Source organism: Rhodoplanes sp. SY1, from assembly GCF_046000175.1.
GTDB lineage: Bacteria > Pseudomonadota > Alphaproteobacteria > Rhizobiales > Xanthobacteraceae > Rhodoplanes.
Genome location: NZ_JBEOMB010000113.1, coordinates 1 through 16,844, shown reverse-complemented (window position 1 = coordinate 16,844; position 16,844 = coordinate 1). Strand labels below are relative to the sequence as shown.

General features: G+C 57.1%; 21 protein-coding genes. 12 read left to right on the top strand and 9 right to left on the bottom strand.

The genetic code is table 11. From position 1 onward, the window contains the following. Positions 1–56 precede the first annotated feature (56 nt). A complete protein-coding gene (locus ABTU92_RS23750; RefSeq protein ID WP_408094095.1) occupies positions 57–536 on the bottom strand; it encodes a very short patch repair endonuclease in 480 nt (159 codons plus the stop codon). 131 nt (positions 537–667) lie between these two features. Here ABTU92_RS23750 and ABTU92_RS23745 point away from each other — a divergent pair, with 131 nt between their 5' ends. Then, positions 668–1,675 (top strand): hypothetical protein, encoded by a 1,008-nt coding sequence (locus ABTU92_RS23745; RefSeq protein WP_408094094.1) that lies wholly within the window; start codon positions 668–670, stop codon positions 1,673–1,675. On the opposite strand, the gene ABTU92_RS23740 is transcribed toward ABTU92_RS23745, so the two are convergent. Both ABTU92_RS23740 and ABTU92_RS23735 read right to left on the bottom strand, forming a co-directional pair. Beyond that, positions 1,631–2,998 carry a DNA cytosine methyltransferase gene (locus ABTU92_RS23740; RefSeq protein WP_408094093.1) on the bottom strand — a complete coding sequence of 456 codons (1,368 nt, stop codon included), beginning with the start codon at positions 2,996–2,998 and terminating at the stop codon, positions 1,631–1,633. The two genes, ABTU92_RS23745 and ABTU92_RS23740, sit on opposite strands and share 45 nt — an antisense overlap. Beyond that, on the bottom strand, positions 2,998–3,222 hold the full coding sequence (locus ABTU92_RS23735) for a CopG family transcriptional regulator (protein WP_408094092.1): 225 nt from the start codon (positions 3,220–3,222) through the stop codon (positions 2,998–3,000). Before ABTU92_RS23735 ends, ABTU92_RS23740 begins: the two co-directional genes overlap by 1 nt. A gap of 251 nt (positions 3,223–3,473) precedes the next feature. Here ABTU92_RS23735 and ABTU92_RS23730 point away from each other — a divergent pair, with 251 nt between their 5' ends. From ABTU92_RS23730 to ABTU92_RS23720, 3 genes are all read left to right on the top strand, one after another. Beyond that, on the top strand, positions 3,474–4,457 hold the full coding sequence (locus ABTU92_RS23730; RefSeq protein WP_408094091.1) for an HNH endonuclease: 984 nt from the start codon (positions 3,474–3,476) through the stop codon (positions 4,455–4,457). A 288-nt stretch (positions 4,458–4,745) separates the two neighbouring features. Beyond that, positions 4,746–5,897 carry a DUF262 domain-containing protein gene (locus ABTU92_RS23725; protein ID WP_408094090.1) on the top strand — a complete coding sequence of 384 codons (1,152 nt, stop codon included), beginning with the start codon at positions 4,746–4,748 and terminating at the stop codon, positions 5,895–5,897. A gap of 10 nt (positions 5,898–5,907) precedes the next feature. Further along, the gene (locus ABTU92_RS23720) at positions 5,908–6,468 is read left to right on the top strand and encodes a HEPN domain-containing protein (RefSeq protein ID WP_408094089.1); all 561 of its coding nucleotides are present in this window, start codon (positions 5,908–5,910) and stop codon (positions 6,466–6,468) included. Between the two features lie 72 nt (positions 6,469–6,540). On the opposite strand, the gene ABTU92_RS23715 is transcribed toward ABTU92_RS23720, so the two are convergent. Beyond that, positions 6,541–6,681, bottom strand: a complete 141-nt coding sequence (locus ABTU92_RS23715; protein WP_408094088.1) for a hypothetical protein — start codon at positions 6,679–6,681, stop codon at positions 6,541–6,543. A gap of 516 nt (positions 6,682–7,197) precedes the next feature. Between ABTU92_RS23715 and ABTU92_RS23710 the strand changes: the two genes are divergently transcribed. The 6 genes from ABTU92_RS23710 (at position 7,198) to ABTU92_RS23685 (ending at position 11,122) form a co-directional block, all read left to right on the top strand. Then, the gene (locus tag ABTU92_RS23710; protein WP_408094087.1) at positions 7,198–7,434 is read left to right on the top strand and encodes a hypothetical protein; all 237 of its coding nucleotides are present in this window, start codon (positions 7,198–7,200) and stop codon (positions 7,432–7,434) included. A 79-nt stretch (positions 7,435–7,513) separates the two neighbouring features. Beyond that, a complete protein-coding gene (locus ABTU92_RS23705; RefSeq protein ID WP_408094086.1) occupies positions 7,514–7,933 on the top strand; it encodes a hypothetical protein in 420 nt (139 codons plus the stop codon). A gap of 7 nt (positions 7,934–7,940) precedes the next feature. Next, positions 7,941–8,279, top strand: coding sequence for a hypothetical protein (locus ABTU92_RS23700; RefSeq protein WP_408094085.1), 339 nt, complete (start codon positions 7,941–7,943; stop codon positions 8,277–8,279). Positions 8,280–8,718: 439 nt separating this feature from the next. After that, positions 8,719–9,471, top strand: coding sequence for a WbqC family protein (locus ABTU92_RS23695; protein WP_408094084.1), 753 nt, complete (start codon positions 8,719–8,721; stop codon positions 9,469–9,471). Continuing rightward, the gene (locus ABTU92_RS23690; protein ID WP_408094083.1) at positions 9,468–10,250 is read left to right on the top strand and encodes an alpha/beta hydrolase family protein; all 783 of its coding nucleotides are present in this window, start codon (positions 9,468–9,470) and stop codon (positions 10,248–10,250) included. The genes ABTU92_RS23695 and ABTU92_RS23690 overlap by 4 nt, the downstream gene beginning before the upstream one ends. Further along, entirely contained in the window at positions 10,196–11,122 is a 927-nt protein-coding gene (locus ABTU92_RS23685; RefSeq protein ID WP_408094082.1) for a hypothetical protein, read from the top strand. The genes ABTU92_RS23690 and ABTU92_RS23685 overlap by 55 nt, the downstream gene beginning before the upstream one ends. A 174-nt stretch (positions 11,123–11,296) precedes the next feature. Here the strand turns inward: ABTU92_RS23685 and ABTU92_RS23680 are convergent, their stop codons facing one another. Genes ABTU92_RS23680 through ABTU92_RS23665 form a run of 4 tightly spaced genes read right to left on the bottom strand, consistent with a single transcriptional unit; the run spans position 11,297 to position 13,557 of the window. Further along, positions 11,297–12,487, bottom strand: a complete 1,191-nt coding sequence (locus tag ABTU92_RS23680; protein WP_408094081.1) for a peptidoglycan-binding domain-containing protein — start codon at positions 12,485–12,487, stop codon at positions 11,297–11,299. Further along, on the bottom strand, positions 12,471–12,641 hold the full coding sequence (locus tag ABTU92_RS23675; protein WP_408094080.1) for a hypothetical protein: 171 nt from the start codon (positions 12,639–12,641) through the stop codon (positions 12,471–12,473). The genes ABTU92_RS23680 and ABTU92_RS23675 overlap by 17 nt, the downstream gene beginning before the upstream one ends. Positions 12,642–12,652: 11 nt before the next feature. Beyond that, positions 12,653–13,372, bottom strand: a complete 720-nt coding sequence (locus ABTU92_RS23670) for a twin-arginine translocase subunit TatC (protein ID WP_408094079.1) — start codon at positions 13,370–13,372, stop codon at positions 12,653–12,655. Then, entirely contained in the window at positions 13,372–13,557 is a 186-nt protein-coding gene (locus tag ABTU92_RS23665) for a twin-arginine translocase TatA/TatE family subunit (protein WP_408094078.1), read from the bottom strand. Before ABTU92_RS23665 ends, ABTU92_RS23670 begins: the two co-directional genes overlap by 1 nt. Before the next feature lie 162 nt (positions 13,558–13,719). Between ABTU92_RS23665 and ABTU92_RS23660 the strand changes: the two genes are divergently transcribed. Both ABTU92_RS23660 and ABTU92_RS23655 read left to right on the top strand, forming a co-directional pair. After that, positions 13,720–13,902: a hypothetical protein gene (locus tag ABTU92_RS23660; RefSeq protein WP_408094077.1), complete on the top strand. Its 183-nt coding sequence runs from the start codon at positions 13,720–13,722 to the stop codon at positions 13,900–13,902. Between the two features lie 379 nt (positions 13,903–14,281). Further along, positions 14,282–15,583: a hypothetical protein gene (locus tag ABTU92_RS23655; protein WP_408094076.1), complete on the top strand. Its 1,302-nt coding sequence runs from the start codon at positions 14,282–14,284 to the stop codon at positions 15,581–15,583. A gap of 63 nt (positions 15,584–15,646) precedes the next feature. On the opposite strand, the gene ABTU92_RS23650 is transcribed toward ABTU92_RS23655, so the two are convergent. Continuing rightward, the gene (locus tag ABTU92_RS23650; RefSeq protein ID WP_408094075.1) at positions 15,647–16,603 is read right to left on the bottom strand and encodes a hypothetical protein; all 957 of its coding nucleotides are present in this window, start codon (positions 16,601–16,603) and stop codon (positions 15,647–15,649) included. Between the last annotated feature and the right edge of the window lie 241 nt (positions 16,604–16,844).

The window sequence follows — 16,844 nt, the reverse complement described above, 5'->3', positions numbered from 1 at the left end:
AGAAGACCGCTTACGGTCGACCGGATGAGCCGTACAGTTGAGTTGCGGCTACCTTGTCAGCTTCTGTTTCGCTTGGGCCGGGTTCCTGGGTGATGGGGTCGCGTGGAGCGGGGCTGTCGAGCGAGCGGCAGTGATTGCAGCTTGGCCGCTACGTGGGAAAGATAACTTAAATCCTTCACCTTGCACTCCCAAACGACGAACACATGCCACCCAGCCTCTTTGAGGGCAGCGATGTGGCGCTGGTCGCGCTCGCGATTGCCGGCGACCTTGGCCGACCAATATCCGGTGTTGCTCTTCACACGGCGGGTGCCGTCGATGCAGTCAGGGCAGGCGTGCCAGAAGCAGCCGTGAACGAAGACGCACGCTCGACGTCCGCTGAATACCAGATCAGGCTTGCCGGGCAGGTCGCCGCGGTGAAGCCGGAAGCGAAGTCCGCGACCGTGCAGGAACTGGCGGACAGCGATTTCGGGAGAGGTGTCCCGGCTCCGGATGCGGCTCATGTTCCGGCTCCGGGCCTCTGGGGTCAGCTTGTCCATGTTCCTGAAAGGACTCCAATCGTAACCCGTCGAAGGCTATTCAGGATCAGCTTCATCGCCGCTGATTCGGGCGCAAGGGCTGACGGGCAATCAACATGGCTAAGGATACGCCCTTCGGGCGTGGGACGCGAATGCGCGTTCTTCGCGAATACCTGAAGCAAGCCGGGCCGGTGACGGAAGCAAATGCCTGGGAGCACGTGTATCGCTGCCTGTTATGGTTCGACGATGGGGCCGGCCTTGCCCATATCTACGACTCGAACCACATGCAGAAGGGCGGTAATTTCCACTCACGCGCTGTGCGTTTTACCAAAACACTCTGCTCTCACTGGAACGTCAAGACGGCGGAACTCTCCGGCCACCTCGATGTACTTTTCAGAGGCTGCGTCGAGGAGCTAAAGCGCCAGGAGGCAGAAAAGCCTAAAGGGGAGCCGTCCACGATCGATGCCGAGGATATGGAAGCCGAAATTGAATCCGAGCTGACCGTAAACATTCGTAAGCTCCTTGAAGAGCACGGGCTGGGGGAGAATAGCACTCCTGCGCTTGCTGACAAGATCGAGGCGCTTAGCCGTCACTATTTTACGATCGGCAACAAGCGGCAGAACGCTCTCGGGGAGGGATTCGAGGATCTGCTCTCCATTCTTCTTCAGCGTGTTTCGAATATACCGGAGAAGATGGTCGCGACGCGGACGCCAGTTTCGAAGTTGCCAGGATTCTTACGTGAGGAACCCACTGAAGAAGGAGGCAAGAAGCCTCACGAACCACGGCCGGATATCGCGATCGTCGATGACAACATCACTCACGTGATCACGACTGCGAAGTGGTCAATTCGGCAAGACCGCCAGACGCAGTTCCAGGCAGAGTATCAATCGTTTCAAACGAAGAAGCGGCAGCCAACGGAGTTGCGGTACTCGCTCATCACTAACGAGTTCGACATCGCACGGCTCCGGAACGTGTTTGATGCGATTCCGGGAGGAAAGGGTGGGTACATTTTCCACGATGTATACCACATCTCCGTGGACCTCCTTAGGCAAGCGCATGGAGCCGCGTTCAGCGAACTCCAGCCGTATGTCAAAATCGGAAAACTGAAGTCGCTCTCAGACTATCTTCGAGAGATGCGCGTTCGATATGGGGAGGAGTAGTTGCCGTGTCGCATTTACAGTTCGCGGTTCCTCATCGGCCATGAGGGTTGCTGCAACTGCATCCCCGATCGCTTTCGCAAATAACGGAGGTACTGCATTTCCGACTTGGCGGTAGCGGCTATGCCGATCGCCTGCAAGGAAGTGATACGTGTCATCGAATGAATGCAAGCGCGCAAACTCGCGAACAGTGAGAGCTCGCGGTGTGCCGTAATGGAAAACACAATCGGCCTTGGTGTTGAGTGTCCAGCTGAAATGTGACGCATGCAGCTTTCGGTATGCAAAAAAGTACTTGCGGCTCAGCGTCTCTCGGCCGAGTTCTGGCCCCCATTTTTTTCCGGACAAATATCGGGCAGCAAGTTCCTCGGGAAGATCACGGAAATTCCCGCCCTGAGGAATGCTACGGAGCCGCTTCACGGTGTCTTCGCGGATCGACGGAACGTCGGCGTTGAATAGTTCTCGCGATCCTGCGCGCCGCGCTCGTTGATATGCAGAAGTCGGCTCTGCCTCGTACGGGATGGCGTCATTGGATGGTCTGCGAACAAGGTGCTTGTTCGGGCGCAGCCATGCGAGATCACCGATTGCCTGTTCTACATTAACCAGCTCGGTGTTGTCAGGGTCCAGCAGTTTGGCGAGCGAACGAACGGTTTCCGGGGATTTGCGATGCCGATACGTCCAGCGGTCAGCCCTCTCCCTGCGATCAAGGATGGGAAGTGCATTCGCGAACGGGCTCTCGGGGAAACGGTGGTTCGCCGGCACATCGCTACGGATGCCGATAAAGAGAATGCGGAGCCTGTTCTGCGGGACGCCGAAGGCTACAGCATCGAGTACACGACACTCAACGCGATACTCGCCGTCGAGCATCAAATCTTCTAAGATCTGCGCTCTGACGGCGCCTCCGGCGAGGTTCTCCAGCCCAGGCACATTTTCCATGACGAAGATGCGAGGGCGGAGTTGCGTAATAACGGAGACGTAGTGCCGGTATAGGGAATTGCGCGGGTCGTCGATGAGCCGGGCGTGATTGCGGACTTGCGAGAAACCCTGGCACGGCGGGCCGCCGATTATCACATCCAGTTCTCGGCCGGCAACCGCATCAAATAATTGCTCCTGCACGCATTCATTGGAGATGTCACCAAGGATAAATTTCGTGCCGTGCTGCCGGTGATTAAGTTCGTAAGTGGCCCCGGCCCAAGGGTCGACATCGTTGGCGGCAATCGTGTGGAAGCCCGCTTGACGGAAGCCCTCCGAGAAACCGCCTGCCCCGGAGAAGAGGTCGAGAGAGACGAAGGGACGTTGCGTCTGCGTTTTGGGTGGAGTGCGTGGCATCACTTCAGCCTCTTCGGGTCTGAAGCGCCCGCGGGGGAGGGAATGTCGAACGGCAGTTGCAGGCCTCTGCTCTCCTCCTCAATCAGGCGATCAACTGCATGGCGGATCAGCCAAGACACAGAAACCTTCTGCCGGTCGGCCATGGCCTTGAGCAAGCGACTCTGGTCAGCCGTCAGAGTGGCTGTCGTGCGCGGTTTCTTTCCCGTCTCGGCCGCTTGCATCATCGTGCATCACCTTGAAGCAGATAGATGCACATCTAGCCGAAATATGCAACGAACATAAAACGAACATACAGTGGCGGAAATATGGCAGATGCTGGTCGCGAGATTGCATGTGGCTGCAGCCCGGCAGGCGAGCCTGGCTGCTCTCTCGTAATGGTCATTGCGGAGGCGTCCCGTTTTTACGAGCCTAGTTGCCGTGGCCTCGGCGACTGATGTCAGCCCGGTCTTTCGTGCTTGATGGAGACATCTGACCAATGACCACTCTTCCCGCTGCCAGTGTTGCCGCAGCAGAGTTCTACGCAAGGAACTACGACTTCGCGGAGCCGATCTTCCTCGAGCCCGGTAAGAAGCTGTTTCTTGGGAGCGATGAGCGCCCGAGGCACTGCCGCTTTTGCGGCAAGAACGAGCCTGAGGTCACCTTCAAGGACGAGGCGCATGCGTTGCCGGCGGCTTTCGGCAATACTGGCTTGTTCAGCAATTACGAATGCGATGTCTGCAATCACCTCTTCGGCGAAGGCATCGAGAACCACCTCGGCAATTGGTCTAAACCGATGCGCACGCTGTCCCGCATCAAGGGGCGAAGCGGAGTTCCGACTATCAAGAAGCCGGGCCCGGACAAAGGCTGGCGTGTCGAATATTCGGATACGGGCTTTCAACTGACGGAATATGAGAATGAACCGTTCTTCGAAATAGACGAGGGGGCTAAGCAGCTTCGCTTCAAGTTGCACCGCGACACTTACATTCCTATTGCCGCCCTTAAAGGGCTCGTAAAAATCGGACTCACGTTAATCCCGGACGTCGAGACTCAACACTTCCGCGAGACTTACGACTGGATACGCGACGCTGACCATTCGCGCAACTTTGTTAAAAAGTTTCCGGTGTTGCGAACATTCATCCCAGGACCAATGCGGAATGACCTTATCGTACTCATGATTATGCGTCGGCGCGCTGGGGTCGACACCGTCCCATACGCTTTCTTTACTTTTGGGTATGGAAATGAGGTTCTGCAAGTATTTCTACCTTCGATCCCACAAGACAAATGCATTGCAGGAAAGTCGCTCAATTTGCCGCCCTTCCCAACTCCGGGGGCGCCCGACCCCGTCCGTCACGGCCGCCCCAAAACAAAGATTGAGGACCTCACGGGCCGTGAGCCTGTTAAGGGCGAGAAGGTGCCCATTGTTCTTGGTTTCGACTCAGTCTCGAAATCGATCCCCGGCAAGACCAAGAATGAAGCATGATTGGTCGGCCGGAGTCGGTGTGTGGATAGAGCGGAGCGCGAGTTCCGACAAATCGTCGGACTCAGGCGCTCGACGCACTTTGCAAAATCCGATCTTGCCGGCAACATGATCTCGAAACGCGCCGCGTCAGAACGTCCTGAGTAAGCTCTTTGTGATACTGTGGCTGACCGGGGGATCGCAGCGTCTGCTTCGCTCAACAGATAATTAAAAGGATCACTGTTGCCTAGTTGCCGAAATCGGTTAAGTAGCATACGACGAGTTCGACCGGACGGAAAGCGGAGGCAAACAATGTCAGAAGACCCAATTACGTTTATGGATAACGAAGAGGAGTCGGATGTTCAGCTTGTTGAATACGACATCACTTCCTCGGCGAATGATTTCAATGTGCTAACGATCACTAGTTACATCGAGACGGGTTCTATAATCCTGCCTCCATATCAGCGTAATTATACATGGGATAAGAAAAGAGCATCTAAATTAATTGAGTCCCTCATTCTTGGTTTGCCAGTGCCACAGATTTTTTTATATGAAGAGGCCCGGAACCGTTTCGCAATTCTCGACGGCCAACAACGGCTGATGTCGGTCTATTTTTTTCGAAAGAAGCGATTTCCAAAGGTAAATAAACGCGCTGAATTAAGAGAAGTATTTGTTGAGAGGGGAAGGTTTTCAGATGCCCTTCTGAGTGATGATCGGTATTTTGAGCCATTTAATATTACGCTTCCCGCGTTAGGTGGAGAAGAGCGCAGCCCGTTGCATGGCTTAAACTACGACACCCTTGGTGAGTATCAGTCAAGTTTCAATCTACGTCCGATTCGTTGCGTAATAATCAAGCAGAATGAACCTAAAGACGACAACTCTTCTGTATATGAGATCTTCGATCGCCTCAATACGGGTGGAGTAAACCTAAAACCTCAAGAGATCAGAGCAAACCTCTATTTTTCGGACTTCTACGAAGCGCTGTATGAGTTGAACAAAGATCCTCGCTGGCGGAAGATATTTGGTAAAGATGAGCGCGACAAAGAGCTTAGAGATGTAGAGTTGTTATTGCGAGCATTTGCCATGCTTGTATACAGCAACGAGTACAAGCCTTCGATGACTCGTTTTCTAAATCGCTTTTCAAACTATGCAAAGAAATCGCTATCAAAAAAAGATATTGATTATTTAAAAAGTCTGTTTGATCGGTTCCTTACTGCAGTTGACGGGGTGTCGCCCGCCGTGTTCCGGGCTACGGGGAGGTTCTCAATCGGCGTTTTTGAGTCGGTCTTTGTCGGTCGTTGCACACAATTCTGGGCTCAACGTGACCAGGCTATCATTCCTCCAATTCCGGAAGCCAAGATAGTCGAGCTTTCGACTGCTGTGAGGGCGCTTCTGCAGGAAGGGACTACGAAGCCTGAGTATGTGAAGGACCGCCTTGCAAAGGCTCGTGAGTTGATGCGGTAGCGGGGCAAAGATGAGCGACGTAGATCGAGTATTTGGCGAGCTTCGCGCCTTAAGGGATCTGCTGCGTAAGCAGGGCGAGGCGTCTGATGTCGTATCTTTTGAGGAGTTGGCCGCCAAAACGCTGTTGTTGTGCGCTGCGAGCTACTTTGAGAGGCATATCTGCTCCTCTCTCATTCAAGCCGCCCGGGAGACGGGATCAAGCGAGGTATTTTGTTCGTTCATTGAAAAACAGGCATTGAAGCGGAAATACCACACATTATTCGATTGGACAAAACCAAACGCCAATGCATTCTTCGGTTTGTTTGGGCAGAGTGTTAAAGAGGCCCTGTGCGATCGCGTGAGTAAGGATGAGGGACTCGAAAGTGCGGTGCGAGAGTTCATGTTTATTAATAGCCAGCGCAACAAATTGGTTCACGATAATTTTGCTGGAACGTCTGCGGAGGTTACATTTGAAGAGGCGTGGACCAAATACAATGTCGCGTTGAAGTTCGCCGACTGGTTGCCGACTGGCTTGAAGAATGCAGCCGGAGCCGCCAAAGTCCCGGAGCAGCAAGCTAATACATCACAGTAAACGCCAGCCGCGTTTGAGACGGCGCGGCTGGAACGAACGCTTGCGATAGCGTCGTGGAAATGCGCGGAAGAGCTACCTCGCGCTTCGGAGCTTGCCGGAGCCGCTGCAGCGCGGACAGGTCTTGCCGTCCTTCTCGCCCTTGCCCTTACAGTCCGGGCAGGTTTCGAGTTCGATCTTTGGCTTGATCTTCTCAATACGCCCTTCAAAACTCATGGACGCCTCCAAAGGGTTGAGCGAAGCAGGCAATGTGCCTTTCTATGATTGCTCAGGGTGCGGACACAATCGAGCAGGAACTCTCCCGCACACGTGTAAAGTGTGGATAAGATTACTCTAAGGCGGGCGACCGGCAACAACGGGATGAGCAATGTTCAAATGGTGGAAACTCCGAACGGAACGCAGCCGCCACGTTGACTCCGATGGTTCAGCGCCAATCGCCGCCTTTGGGGCGCAAGCCCATTACGTCGCGCGAGAGCGCGCTCGGGAAGAACGGCAGAGCGGGAAAGTGCTCGATGCGAATCGGGCGGCCGGATACTGGGACCGGGTGCGGCGGGAAATCGGCCGCCGGACGGGGCGCGACGGGTTGGACACGGCGACCCGGTACATGGTCGACCGGGAGCGGGAGGTCAGCTCATCATGCGGGGATAGGCCGCCGTTTTAAGGCTCTCGCTTGACTCGTGTTCTTCGTACGTTCTCAATGGGCGGGCACGGCATCCATCGGCGAGGCCCGCCATGATCTACTACGTGGCATTGCCATTCGTACGCATCGATGAAGGCTTGGCGCCCGGCGAAGCCGTGGAATGCCAGCACGCGGCGGCCGCGGTCAGGCGAGCTGAGGCTCTGGCGACACGCGAGCCGAATGCCGGCGCTGTCGCCTTTTATCGGCAAGGAAGTCCCGATCTCGGCGAGTTCGAGGACGCTGTGATCTTGAAGACGTTCGGCGAGGTGCCGGACGACATTCGTGCTTAAGGGGATTGGCGTGGAACCAAAAGAAGTACCTCGGCCGGACCTCTCGAACGAGTGGGATCGCCAGAAACTCCGGAATTGGATGGCGAATGCGAAGCGGCTTGGGCGGGACGACGTCTATCAGGACGCATTTCGCCAACTATGCCGCGTCGAAGGACGCAACATTGCCGATCCGGTTGAAGCCGAGTTCGCGATTGTCATGCGGGCCTTGGAAGAGGCTCTCACGGAAGAAGCAGGGAAGACGAAGCGGCTCAACCGTACTCGTCAGAAACTCGACCGCGTGGGTGTCCGAAAAACACTCGCAGACTTAGCACTCAAGCCGCAGCCGTCACTCGGTTTTCTGAAATTGCTCGAGTTCGGCATGGCCGACATGTGTGCAGAGTCCCTAATCCTGAAGCATCAGGAAGAGTTTCCGCAGGAGGCGGTGGACGCCGCGCGACGGCGTTTGGAGAAGTACGGGATATTGCGTGAAAGCGAGAGGCCGTCATTTGCTGAGAGGTGAAGGCAGCATGCCTGAGATGACGGAGGCGTTGCGGCGCAGGCTGGAGTCGCAACTTGGGGAGCAACTTCGACAGGATTGCGAGGAGTCAGAGCGCATAGGATACCCTCCGCGGGTCTTCCGCCGCATGCTCAGCGAGAGCGGTGCGGTCGGCGCGTGCCGACACGTGATCATGTCGCGCAAAATCCCCGATGGGTTTCTGACCCTCTTAGAAAAGAAGCGTCTCGACCTGACAGCCGAAGCAACCGTTCTGCGTGGGCCATGGAAGGCGTTGTTCTCGGCCGAGGAGCTGGAACGTGCTCGAAAGCGACTGCGGGATTATGAACGGCCCGATCTTGCTGACGTATAGCCCAACCACCGTTCGCCGAGCGCGGATGCGTCAGTAATGACGTATCAGGGGTGACCTGCTCCGTCGGGTATGGGCTGCAAGTTCTTGTGAGTAGCAAAAGAAGGGGAACGCCGAGGGCGTGCAGCGGGGGTGGTCGAGGCTGGAAGAGTGGGCTGATCTTCTGAGGATGGCCGCCGAACGGTCTGACCGCGTGCAAGAACTGCGCGCGGATGTGAGGCTCCTGGTCATAAGATCGTGCAGGCGGATATCGAGGCACGCCGCAGGAGGCGTGGGGATACGGCCCACGATAGGAGACGTGAGCTGGGGGCGCAGTGAGCGGCGTACTCGGCGCCCGGGGAGACCACGCCGGGAATCAGTGAGCCCGCCTCAATCGACGAAGGCGCAACCATAAGTAGTCGCGCCTATTGCGAACTTCCGTCCTCACCGTAACGTTCATCTTATGAGGGCAGCATTTCACCACTCTTACTTTTTGCCTTGGCTCGGATACTTCTCTCGGGCAACAGTAGTCGACGTGTTCATAATACTAGACGATGTCGGATTTCGAAAAGATCACGTAAGTCGAGTGCGGGGCCTAAATCGCTCCGGCAATGTAGTGTGGCTCGGCATTCCTGTTGGAACAAATCGTGGGGTCCCATGTAATCGTGTTATAATCCCAGACGATAACAACTTTTTGCCGAAGCTGATAAGAACGATTTCTTATAACTACAGCAAACACCCGCATTTCGAGGAATTTTCAGCCTTTCTATTTCCGTTATTAGAGCGGTGCATTCGACCATCCCGCTGTATCGTCGCCGCCAATCTTGAATTGTTTTCTGCGCTACGGGCCTACTTTGGACTGCCCGAAGTAAAGATTATAATGTCCAGCAACTTTTATTCCGGCAATAACCGCACAGAACGCCTAATTTCTATATCAAAGTCTTGCGACATTGAAACGATCGTCACCGGCGATGGAAATATGCTTCTCGTCCACGACGTGCCTGAGCTAAAACAATCAGAAATCACGCTGCTCTCTTACCCGTACTTCAGCAATCACCCATGTTACTTACAGCCGGCGCGGATCAAAAACAATCAACCATTCGTGCCAGGTCTGAGCGTAATTGACGCGATATTTTCGGTTGGCGTAAAAATTACTAGAGAGCTAATCCTAAACCCGGGTATAACTCTCGACGCCGTCTATGGAGAAGGGTTATGACAGAAGTCAACACGGAGCATTATACCTTCAAATCCTCTAGCGGAACGGAGTTAAGGGCGCGCTTAATAACCCCTGCCACAAATTCCAATCACATGACCTCACTTGTTTTCATGATGACTGGCGATGGGCCAAAAGGGAGTAAGAGTCTAAGCTGGGTCAGCATGCCTGGGATGTTAGCTGAAAGAGGGATATCGTCGTTCGTTTTCGATTTCGAGGGGCTTGGGTATAGCGAAGGGAGGCGTCAGGACTTGACCATCGGAAAAAGCGTTGCCGATGGAATGTCGGCTCTTAGGATCGCGAAGTCGATTGAGAGCATCGACTCCAGCCGAATCGGTGTATTTGGCGCTAGCTTTGGTGGAACCATCGCCTTGTTAATTGCAAGTCGCGATAGTACCATCAAGTCGCTAGGTCTAAAGTCTCCTGTAAGCGACTATTGCCGCGCGCTGTATTATGAATTCGGAGATGCAGAGATATCTGCCTGGAAGGCAATTGGCCACTCAACAAGAGTAGGATTCGATTATGGCTTTTTCGAAGACGCGAAGGCAATTGATGTATACAGGGAATGTCAACAGATCCAGTGCCCGGTGTTAATTACGCATGGAAGTGCCGACGCTGTCGTTCCGCTAACTCAGAGCCAGCATTTGCTGAGTACTTTGACCAAGGCGACATCAAAGCACTTAGAGGTGTTCGATGCTGTTGGTCATGGATACAACGAGAATGGTGCGTGGGAAAAAATGGCGAACATGTTTGTCCAATGGTTTCAGTCAACTTTAAGCTGAAGCAAGAAACGCCAATGTTGATTAAGATATTGAAACGGACCGAGATGGTCCTTTTATTTGCGGTTTGCATTATATCCATTGCTGTAACTGCTGCCGACACATTCGGGGTGCTGGATGTCTTGAAAACTACGTGGATTGTAGATTTTAACAAACTTATTCTCTTGTTGCTCGCATGTATCGGTCTCGCGATAATCGCAAACTCATTTCGATTGAGGTCCCGATTTGAGACTCTTGATGAAAAAGCAGGATTAATTCTAAGCGAGATAAAGCACCAGGGCGTTCGTTGCTTCGCAAACTCAGCGGAGCTGGAGAACTATATTGCCGCAAAAATTCGGTTGGCTAAAAAGCAGATATGCGACTTATCATGGAAGGTAAACATAAGTAATGAGTTCGCCTTAAGTCGGCGCGTGAAGAGTCACAAAGAATACGAAGAGGCGCTGTCAAGGGTGTCGGGCGACATCGTTGTAAAGGAAATATTCATCTTCAACGATCGGCGCCGATGGGACAAGATGAAACGTCGCATAGAAGAAAAAAAGTCTGGTTATTCATGCCGATATTATGACGACTGCGCTATGCCCCGAATTCAGTTTATAATTATTGATGACGAAGTCATATTTTTTGCGATATCCAAGGAGTCTCCGTTGTGTGCTGTGGAGAATCCACAGTTGGTGAAGATGCTTCAGGCTTATTTTGATGAAACGTGGGAGCGAGCCGTGCGGCTCAAGGACGGTCCAGACGTGGATTCTGAAAGAATCGCAACTCTTGAGACGGAGTTAAAAAATAGATGGTCAGCCTCTAGCATGACAGTACGGAATGGGGGCGGGACGAAACGAGAAGGCGGTTCTACGTCGTGGTGGAGGTGGTTTGGGTAGTCCGCGGCGGGAGGGCATGCGCTGCGCGAAGGATTAGGGGGTGGGGAGCGGGTCAATTATGACGGTGCGGGAAGAGGTGAGGGCTGTCGTGGCGTTGGTGACAGCCTGGGAGAACTCCGCTCGGGCTTCGTCAGGGATGGTGGCGGTGAACTCGGTCTGCATAGCCAGGCGCCGCTATTGTGAGACGGTCGGCCCTCCGTTGACGATAAGAGCGCGGGTCATCGGGCCGAAGTAGCCGGTCGCAGGGAGATTGTGCGCCGCCTGGAACTTCGCCAATGCGCGGCGGGTGGCCGGGCCGAATGTGGTTGTCTCGTTCCCAGGTGAGCCGTTGCCGGAGGTCGCGACCGGGGAGCCGGCAGCGTTCAGGAACTGCTGCAGGGCGCGGACGTCTTCGCCCTCGTCGTTGAGCTGGAGGGCGCGGGTGAAGGTTGTTGCCGAAAGGGGAGACGGCGACACGCTTGCCGCTCCGCTCGAACCAGTTGTCTTCGCGCATGCGGGCGCGAGCTGGTTATTGACGTAGGAGCGGGTGGCTTCGCCGAAGAACCCGGTGAACTTCACCAGGTTGATGGCGAGCGCATTCGCTTCCTGGAAGTGGATGAGGGCAGCCTCGGTCTTCGCGCCGAAGTCGACGGTCTCGCGGCCGGGGGAACCATCGCCGGATTCTGCGATCGTGAATCCGTGCATGTTGAGGAAGAGCTGCAGCCTGCGGACGTCGTCGCCCTTCATCCCGCGACTGAGCGTGCGGGTGAAAGGCGGCTGCGCGACGGCGCATGCCGCAGGCGTTGTGGACTGCGTCGTGGTCGCTACAGCGATGGTCGTGGCCGTCGAGGTTGCTGCTGCGGTTGTCGTGTTGGTGACGGTCGAGACCACGATGGGGCCGTTACCGCCTCCACCACCTCCACCGCCGCCGCCCCCTCCTCCTCCGCCTCCACCGGACGAGCACGCACTCGTCGTGAAGCTCGCGTCGCTGCCGTATCCGATGCCGTTGGTGCTCGTCGCATACGCGGCGAAGTGGTACGTCGTGTTGCAGGTCAATCCCGAGAGCGCGGCGGTGAAGGATCCGGTCGAGAACGGGCCGGCGCTGTCGGTCGTCGTCGCGCCGTATGTGGTGTCGGCGCCATACACGAATCCCCGAACAGCGGGGCTGGTCGTGCCGGCGTCGGTGATGGTGCCGCTGAGCGTCGCCCCCGTCTGGCCAATCGATGAGGCCGCCTGCGTGGTGACGGTCGGCGGAAAGCCGGCGAATGATCCAGAGCCATATGCCCCGGAGCCGTATGCAGCCGCGAGGGCGTATACGGGAAGGATGAGGAGGCCGAGCGTGGCGAGCGCCGCCACGACGAACGAACGACTACGCGCGACCACCATACGTGCTGTTGCCGTACGCGGCGGGGCTGCTGCTGCGGAAGAGACGTGACGCGCCGGTGGCCTGTGAGAGGATGCCGCCGACCGCGAACACGGCAACGATCGAGAGCGTGCGTTTGAGGAACTCGGCGCGGGTAATTGGCTGGTGGGCGTCCATATGCGGCACTGTTAGGATATGTCGCGATTATACACTCTCTTCGCGACCGCAAGCGCCGCTATACACAGCACGAACGAGGGCACGGCCACGATGAGGAGCGTGAAGACGTCGGTCGTCGGCGTGAGCACGGCGAGGCCGATGAGGAGCGCGAGGAAGACGACGCGCAAGCGGCTGGTGAGCGCCGCCGGATCGAGGAGCCGCAGGTACGCGAGGCCGATGATGACGACGGGAAGTTCCAGGACGACGAACGAAACAAGCATCTGCAGAAGGACGAACGAGAGATAGCTCTCGGCCGTGAGCATGAGCGACGTGCCGGGCACGGTGAAGCCCGAGAGCACGTCGAGACTGATCGGGATGAGGTACAGGTACGCGGCGGCGATGGCGGCCGCTCCGAGCGCGAAGGAAGCGGCGACGAGACCGTAAAAGACGAGGCGCTTCTCTCGCGGAAGCGCCGTGCCGACGAAACGGGAGAAGAATGCGAGCCACACCGGGAGTGAGACGAACGCGCCGCCGAGGAAGGCGATCTTCATTTTGAAAAGAAACGGCCCTAAGGGGGAGAGGAAGACCAGCTCGCTCGGCGCGGCGGAGAGGAGCTTCGCCGTGAGGAGGTCGCCGCCGTAGGAAAAGACGAGGATGGCAGCTACGATGAAGACGGTCGCACCGAAAAGAACGCCGGAGCGGAGGACGCCGACGTGCTCCCAGAATCCGAGCTGCGCCGCCTCGCCATCCATCAGCTCTTCTTGGGCTTCTGCTCCCTCTCGTCGGCATCCAGGCCGTCAGCGAAGCCGGACTTCAGCTCCTTGAACGAGCGTCCGATACTGCGGGCGAGGCCGGGCAGCTTGTCCTTGCCGAAGAAGAGGAGGAGCACGAAGAGGATAAGGGCGATCTCAGGAGCGCCGAGGCCGAAGATGTTCATATATTTGTATTCTACCCCGCCGCGAGAGGCCTGCAACAGGCCGATAGACGTGCACTATTGAGTTGTCACTTCGGCACGGGAAGCGGAGAGCGCTCGCTTGGCTTGACCCGCGTTCTGTTCGTTCTGAATTGCCGGGCAAGGCATCCGATAGGGAGGCCAACAATGATCTATTTCGTGGCGCTGCCATTCACGCGGGTCGACGACGGTGGGCTCGCGCTTGGCGAGGCCGTCGAGTGCCCGAACGCCGCATCGGCCGTCCGCCGGGCGGATGCGCTGGCGCGGCGCGCTCCGTACGATCTGAACGTCGGATCGGTCGCTTTCTCGCGGCCGGGGAGAACTCGGTGAACTTCACCAGGTTGATGGCGAGCGCATTCGCCTTATGGAAGCAAATTGTTGCTGAGCGTTTCCTCCACAGGTGAGGGAATGGGTGCGCCCTCGTGCAGGTTGACTCACGGTTAGGCTGCGGTGAAATTACGCGTGCAGGTGTCCTATGTCCGGTTCCCGCCGACCACGACATCTGCGGCCCTGGTCTCTCAGATCAGGGCTTTTTCTTTTCGGGTGACAGGTGCGCCTTGCGGAGTGCAGGCGACCGGCTCGATGCGGCTGGGGTGAAGACGCTCCTCGCGAAAGCGCTTTTCTGTGAAGAGCGGCAGAAGGGGAGCGGCGGGGGCGTGCAGCGGCGGTAGACTGCGAACCTTCCTTCGACGTTCATTCACGTGCCCGCATGATTGCCCACATCACCCGCCGCGAGATGTACGACCTCGTCTGGGCGGAGCCGCTCGACACCGTTGCCGGCAAGCTCGGCATCTCATCGTGGCACTTGAAGGATTTGTGTACCCGACATCGCGTACCGGTTCCGGCACCGGCCTATTGGCGCGACAAGGCGACCGGGAAGGACCCGCGGAAGACGATCTTTGCCTCGTCCGACGACCCCACGGTCGAACTCATCAGCCTCGATCCAAACAGCCCGACGGACTCCGTTGTGGAGCAGCGCCTCGAACGAGCGCGCGCGGCACCGATCGCGCTCCGCCATGTGGTGAAGCCGCGCGTGGCGAACCCGCGGACCATCGATTGGAGTCCGGTCGAGAAGCCCCACAAGGTCGTGGCGCTCACTGCACATAGCCTCCGACGAGCCAAGCCGGATCACGATGGCATCGTCGAGATCAGCGGCGAGGGGCTCCTCACGCTGCGACTGGGGGCGGATTCGATAGAACGTGTAATTTTCATCCTCGACTCTGTGGTGCGGGGGCTAGAGACGCGGGGTATGACCTGCACCGTCACAGGACATCCAGGCGAGATCGTCCATCACCGACGACGTCATGGACAGGCGCAGGTCGAGGTGCACCGGGGCGCAGACAAGGTTCCCTTTGTCCTCACCGAGTCGATCAAACGGCAAAAGCATGAGCCGACCGTCGCCGAGTTGAAGGCGGAAGAGCGGTACCGGCTCGCACGCCAGCGGAACTGGTCGCTTCCGTACGAGCGGCAGTATCCGGAGTTCGACTACATTCCGACGGGCGAACTGGCCATCTCAGTCGAGGCGTATGGCAGGGACCAGCGGCGGCGAAACTGGCGGGACAACACCCGGGCCACACTCGAATCGCGGATCGACGACATCATCGGGGAATTGGATGGCTGGGTCGATTTCGCGAGGGAAAGTCGGCTTGAGCGTGAGCGGAGCCATCGTCTCTGGCAGCGAGCCGATGAAAACCGCCGGCGAGCTAAGGAGCGGAAGGAGCGGGAGACAGCACGCGACGATTTGGTGAATGAGATTGTCGAGCTCGGGCATAAGGCGGAGCAACTCCGCTCCTGGATCGCCTGGGCGGGGGATATCGAAGACGCCGAGACCCGGCGCATGTTGAGCTGGGCGCGCCAGCGCCTCAGCAAGATTGAACGTGCGCTCGATCCGGCGTCGTTCGGTGACTGGCTGCGGGAGCACAAGCTGTTCCCGGAGGTCGATCCATTTGCGCCGCTGCCCGAAGACCCCGATCTGGATACGCTACCCTTGCAGGAAAGTTCGCGCTCGTGACTTAGCAACTGCATGCTCCGTCGGCGCCGGGAGCCGATTATCGACTGAGGACCCGCTATCCACCTATCTGGAGGATGAGGTACCAATAGTCAGTGCCCGCGGCCGGCGCTCCGGCCACTCGATTATGCCCGGACACATCAGATCGAAGTCGTAGCGGGCCTCTACGCCCGGGCAATTTCGCCCGTCACAGGAGCGCTCGCCGGTTTCAAGATCGACCCAGTGTTGTGAAGAGTCTTCTACTTGCTTCGCTGCGGGGGAGTACCACAGGAGTTTTCCGTTGTTGGTCCGAACCAGCTTCTCGGTGCAGTTGGCTTCGGCCCAGTGCGTCCGACCGCCTTCGCTCTGGAACTCGCGTCTGATGCACTCCGGGTCTGGTCTCGCGCGGTGGTGGATGTCCCACGAACAGAAGGCCTCGGCATCCTGCTTCGTGACCTTACCCTCGATGCGTACATACGACGGGCCTATACGTGAGAGCCTGTGAATCGTCACGGGGATGCAGAGTCCACAATCCGCAATCTTCATTCCCTGCGGACGACTCGTCTTGCCTCGCTCCGAACCGCAGTGCAGCTGCCGCGCAACGGTGTCAGCGAGATTGCGCGCAATCTGCTCCGCCCCCTGCCGTGACGCGGGGACCCGCGCGATCGAGCACGCGGTGTCATTGGCTATTCTTATCACCAGGAACTCATGGCGATCGACGTCTTTCCCCGTGACGAGATCTTCCTCGCTCCGCCACGTCTGGAGGATCGCGGCGTATGGACGTCCTCCCTCAGTTCGCCATTCGAGCGCATCTCCGTACCAACGATCTGTTCCTCCTCGCCACTCCAGATTCTCGTCGATCGTGAGCCACTTCCCGCGAAGTGAGAAACCAACCGCGACGAGGATGCCCTCATCGGAAAGGCGTGCCGAATAGCCGCTTGGGCCGCGGCATTCCATCGAAGCAAATTCTTCCGAAGCCCTGATCTTGCACACCCCGCCTTCTAACATCGTGAACGCGCTTTCCGCAGCTCTGGCATCGATCACGCTGAGTGTCGCGCCTGCGAAAAAGGCCGCTCCGGCCAATACAGTTCGAATGCCCCACGTGCATAGACCAATAACGCATCCGCTCATCGCCGTCTCCATGGACCACATTAACTTCCATGCCGGAGGTTGAATGGTATGGTGTCGCAACCAAACGGATTTCGTGTGGATGGAATCGATAAAATTTTACGGATTGCGCTCGACCGAATTGTTTGAACATCCGAGCTGAAGTGGACCCCGGTTT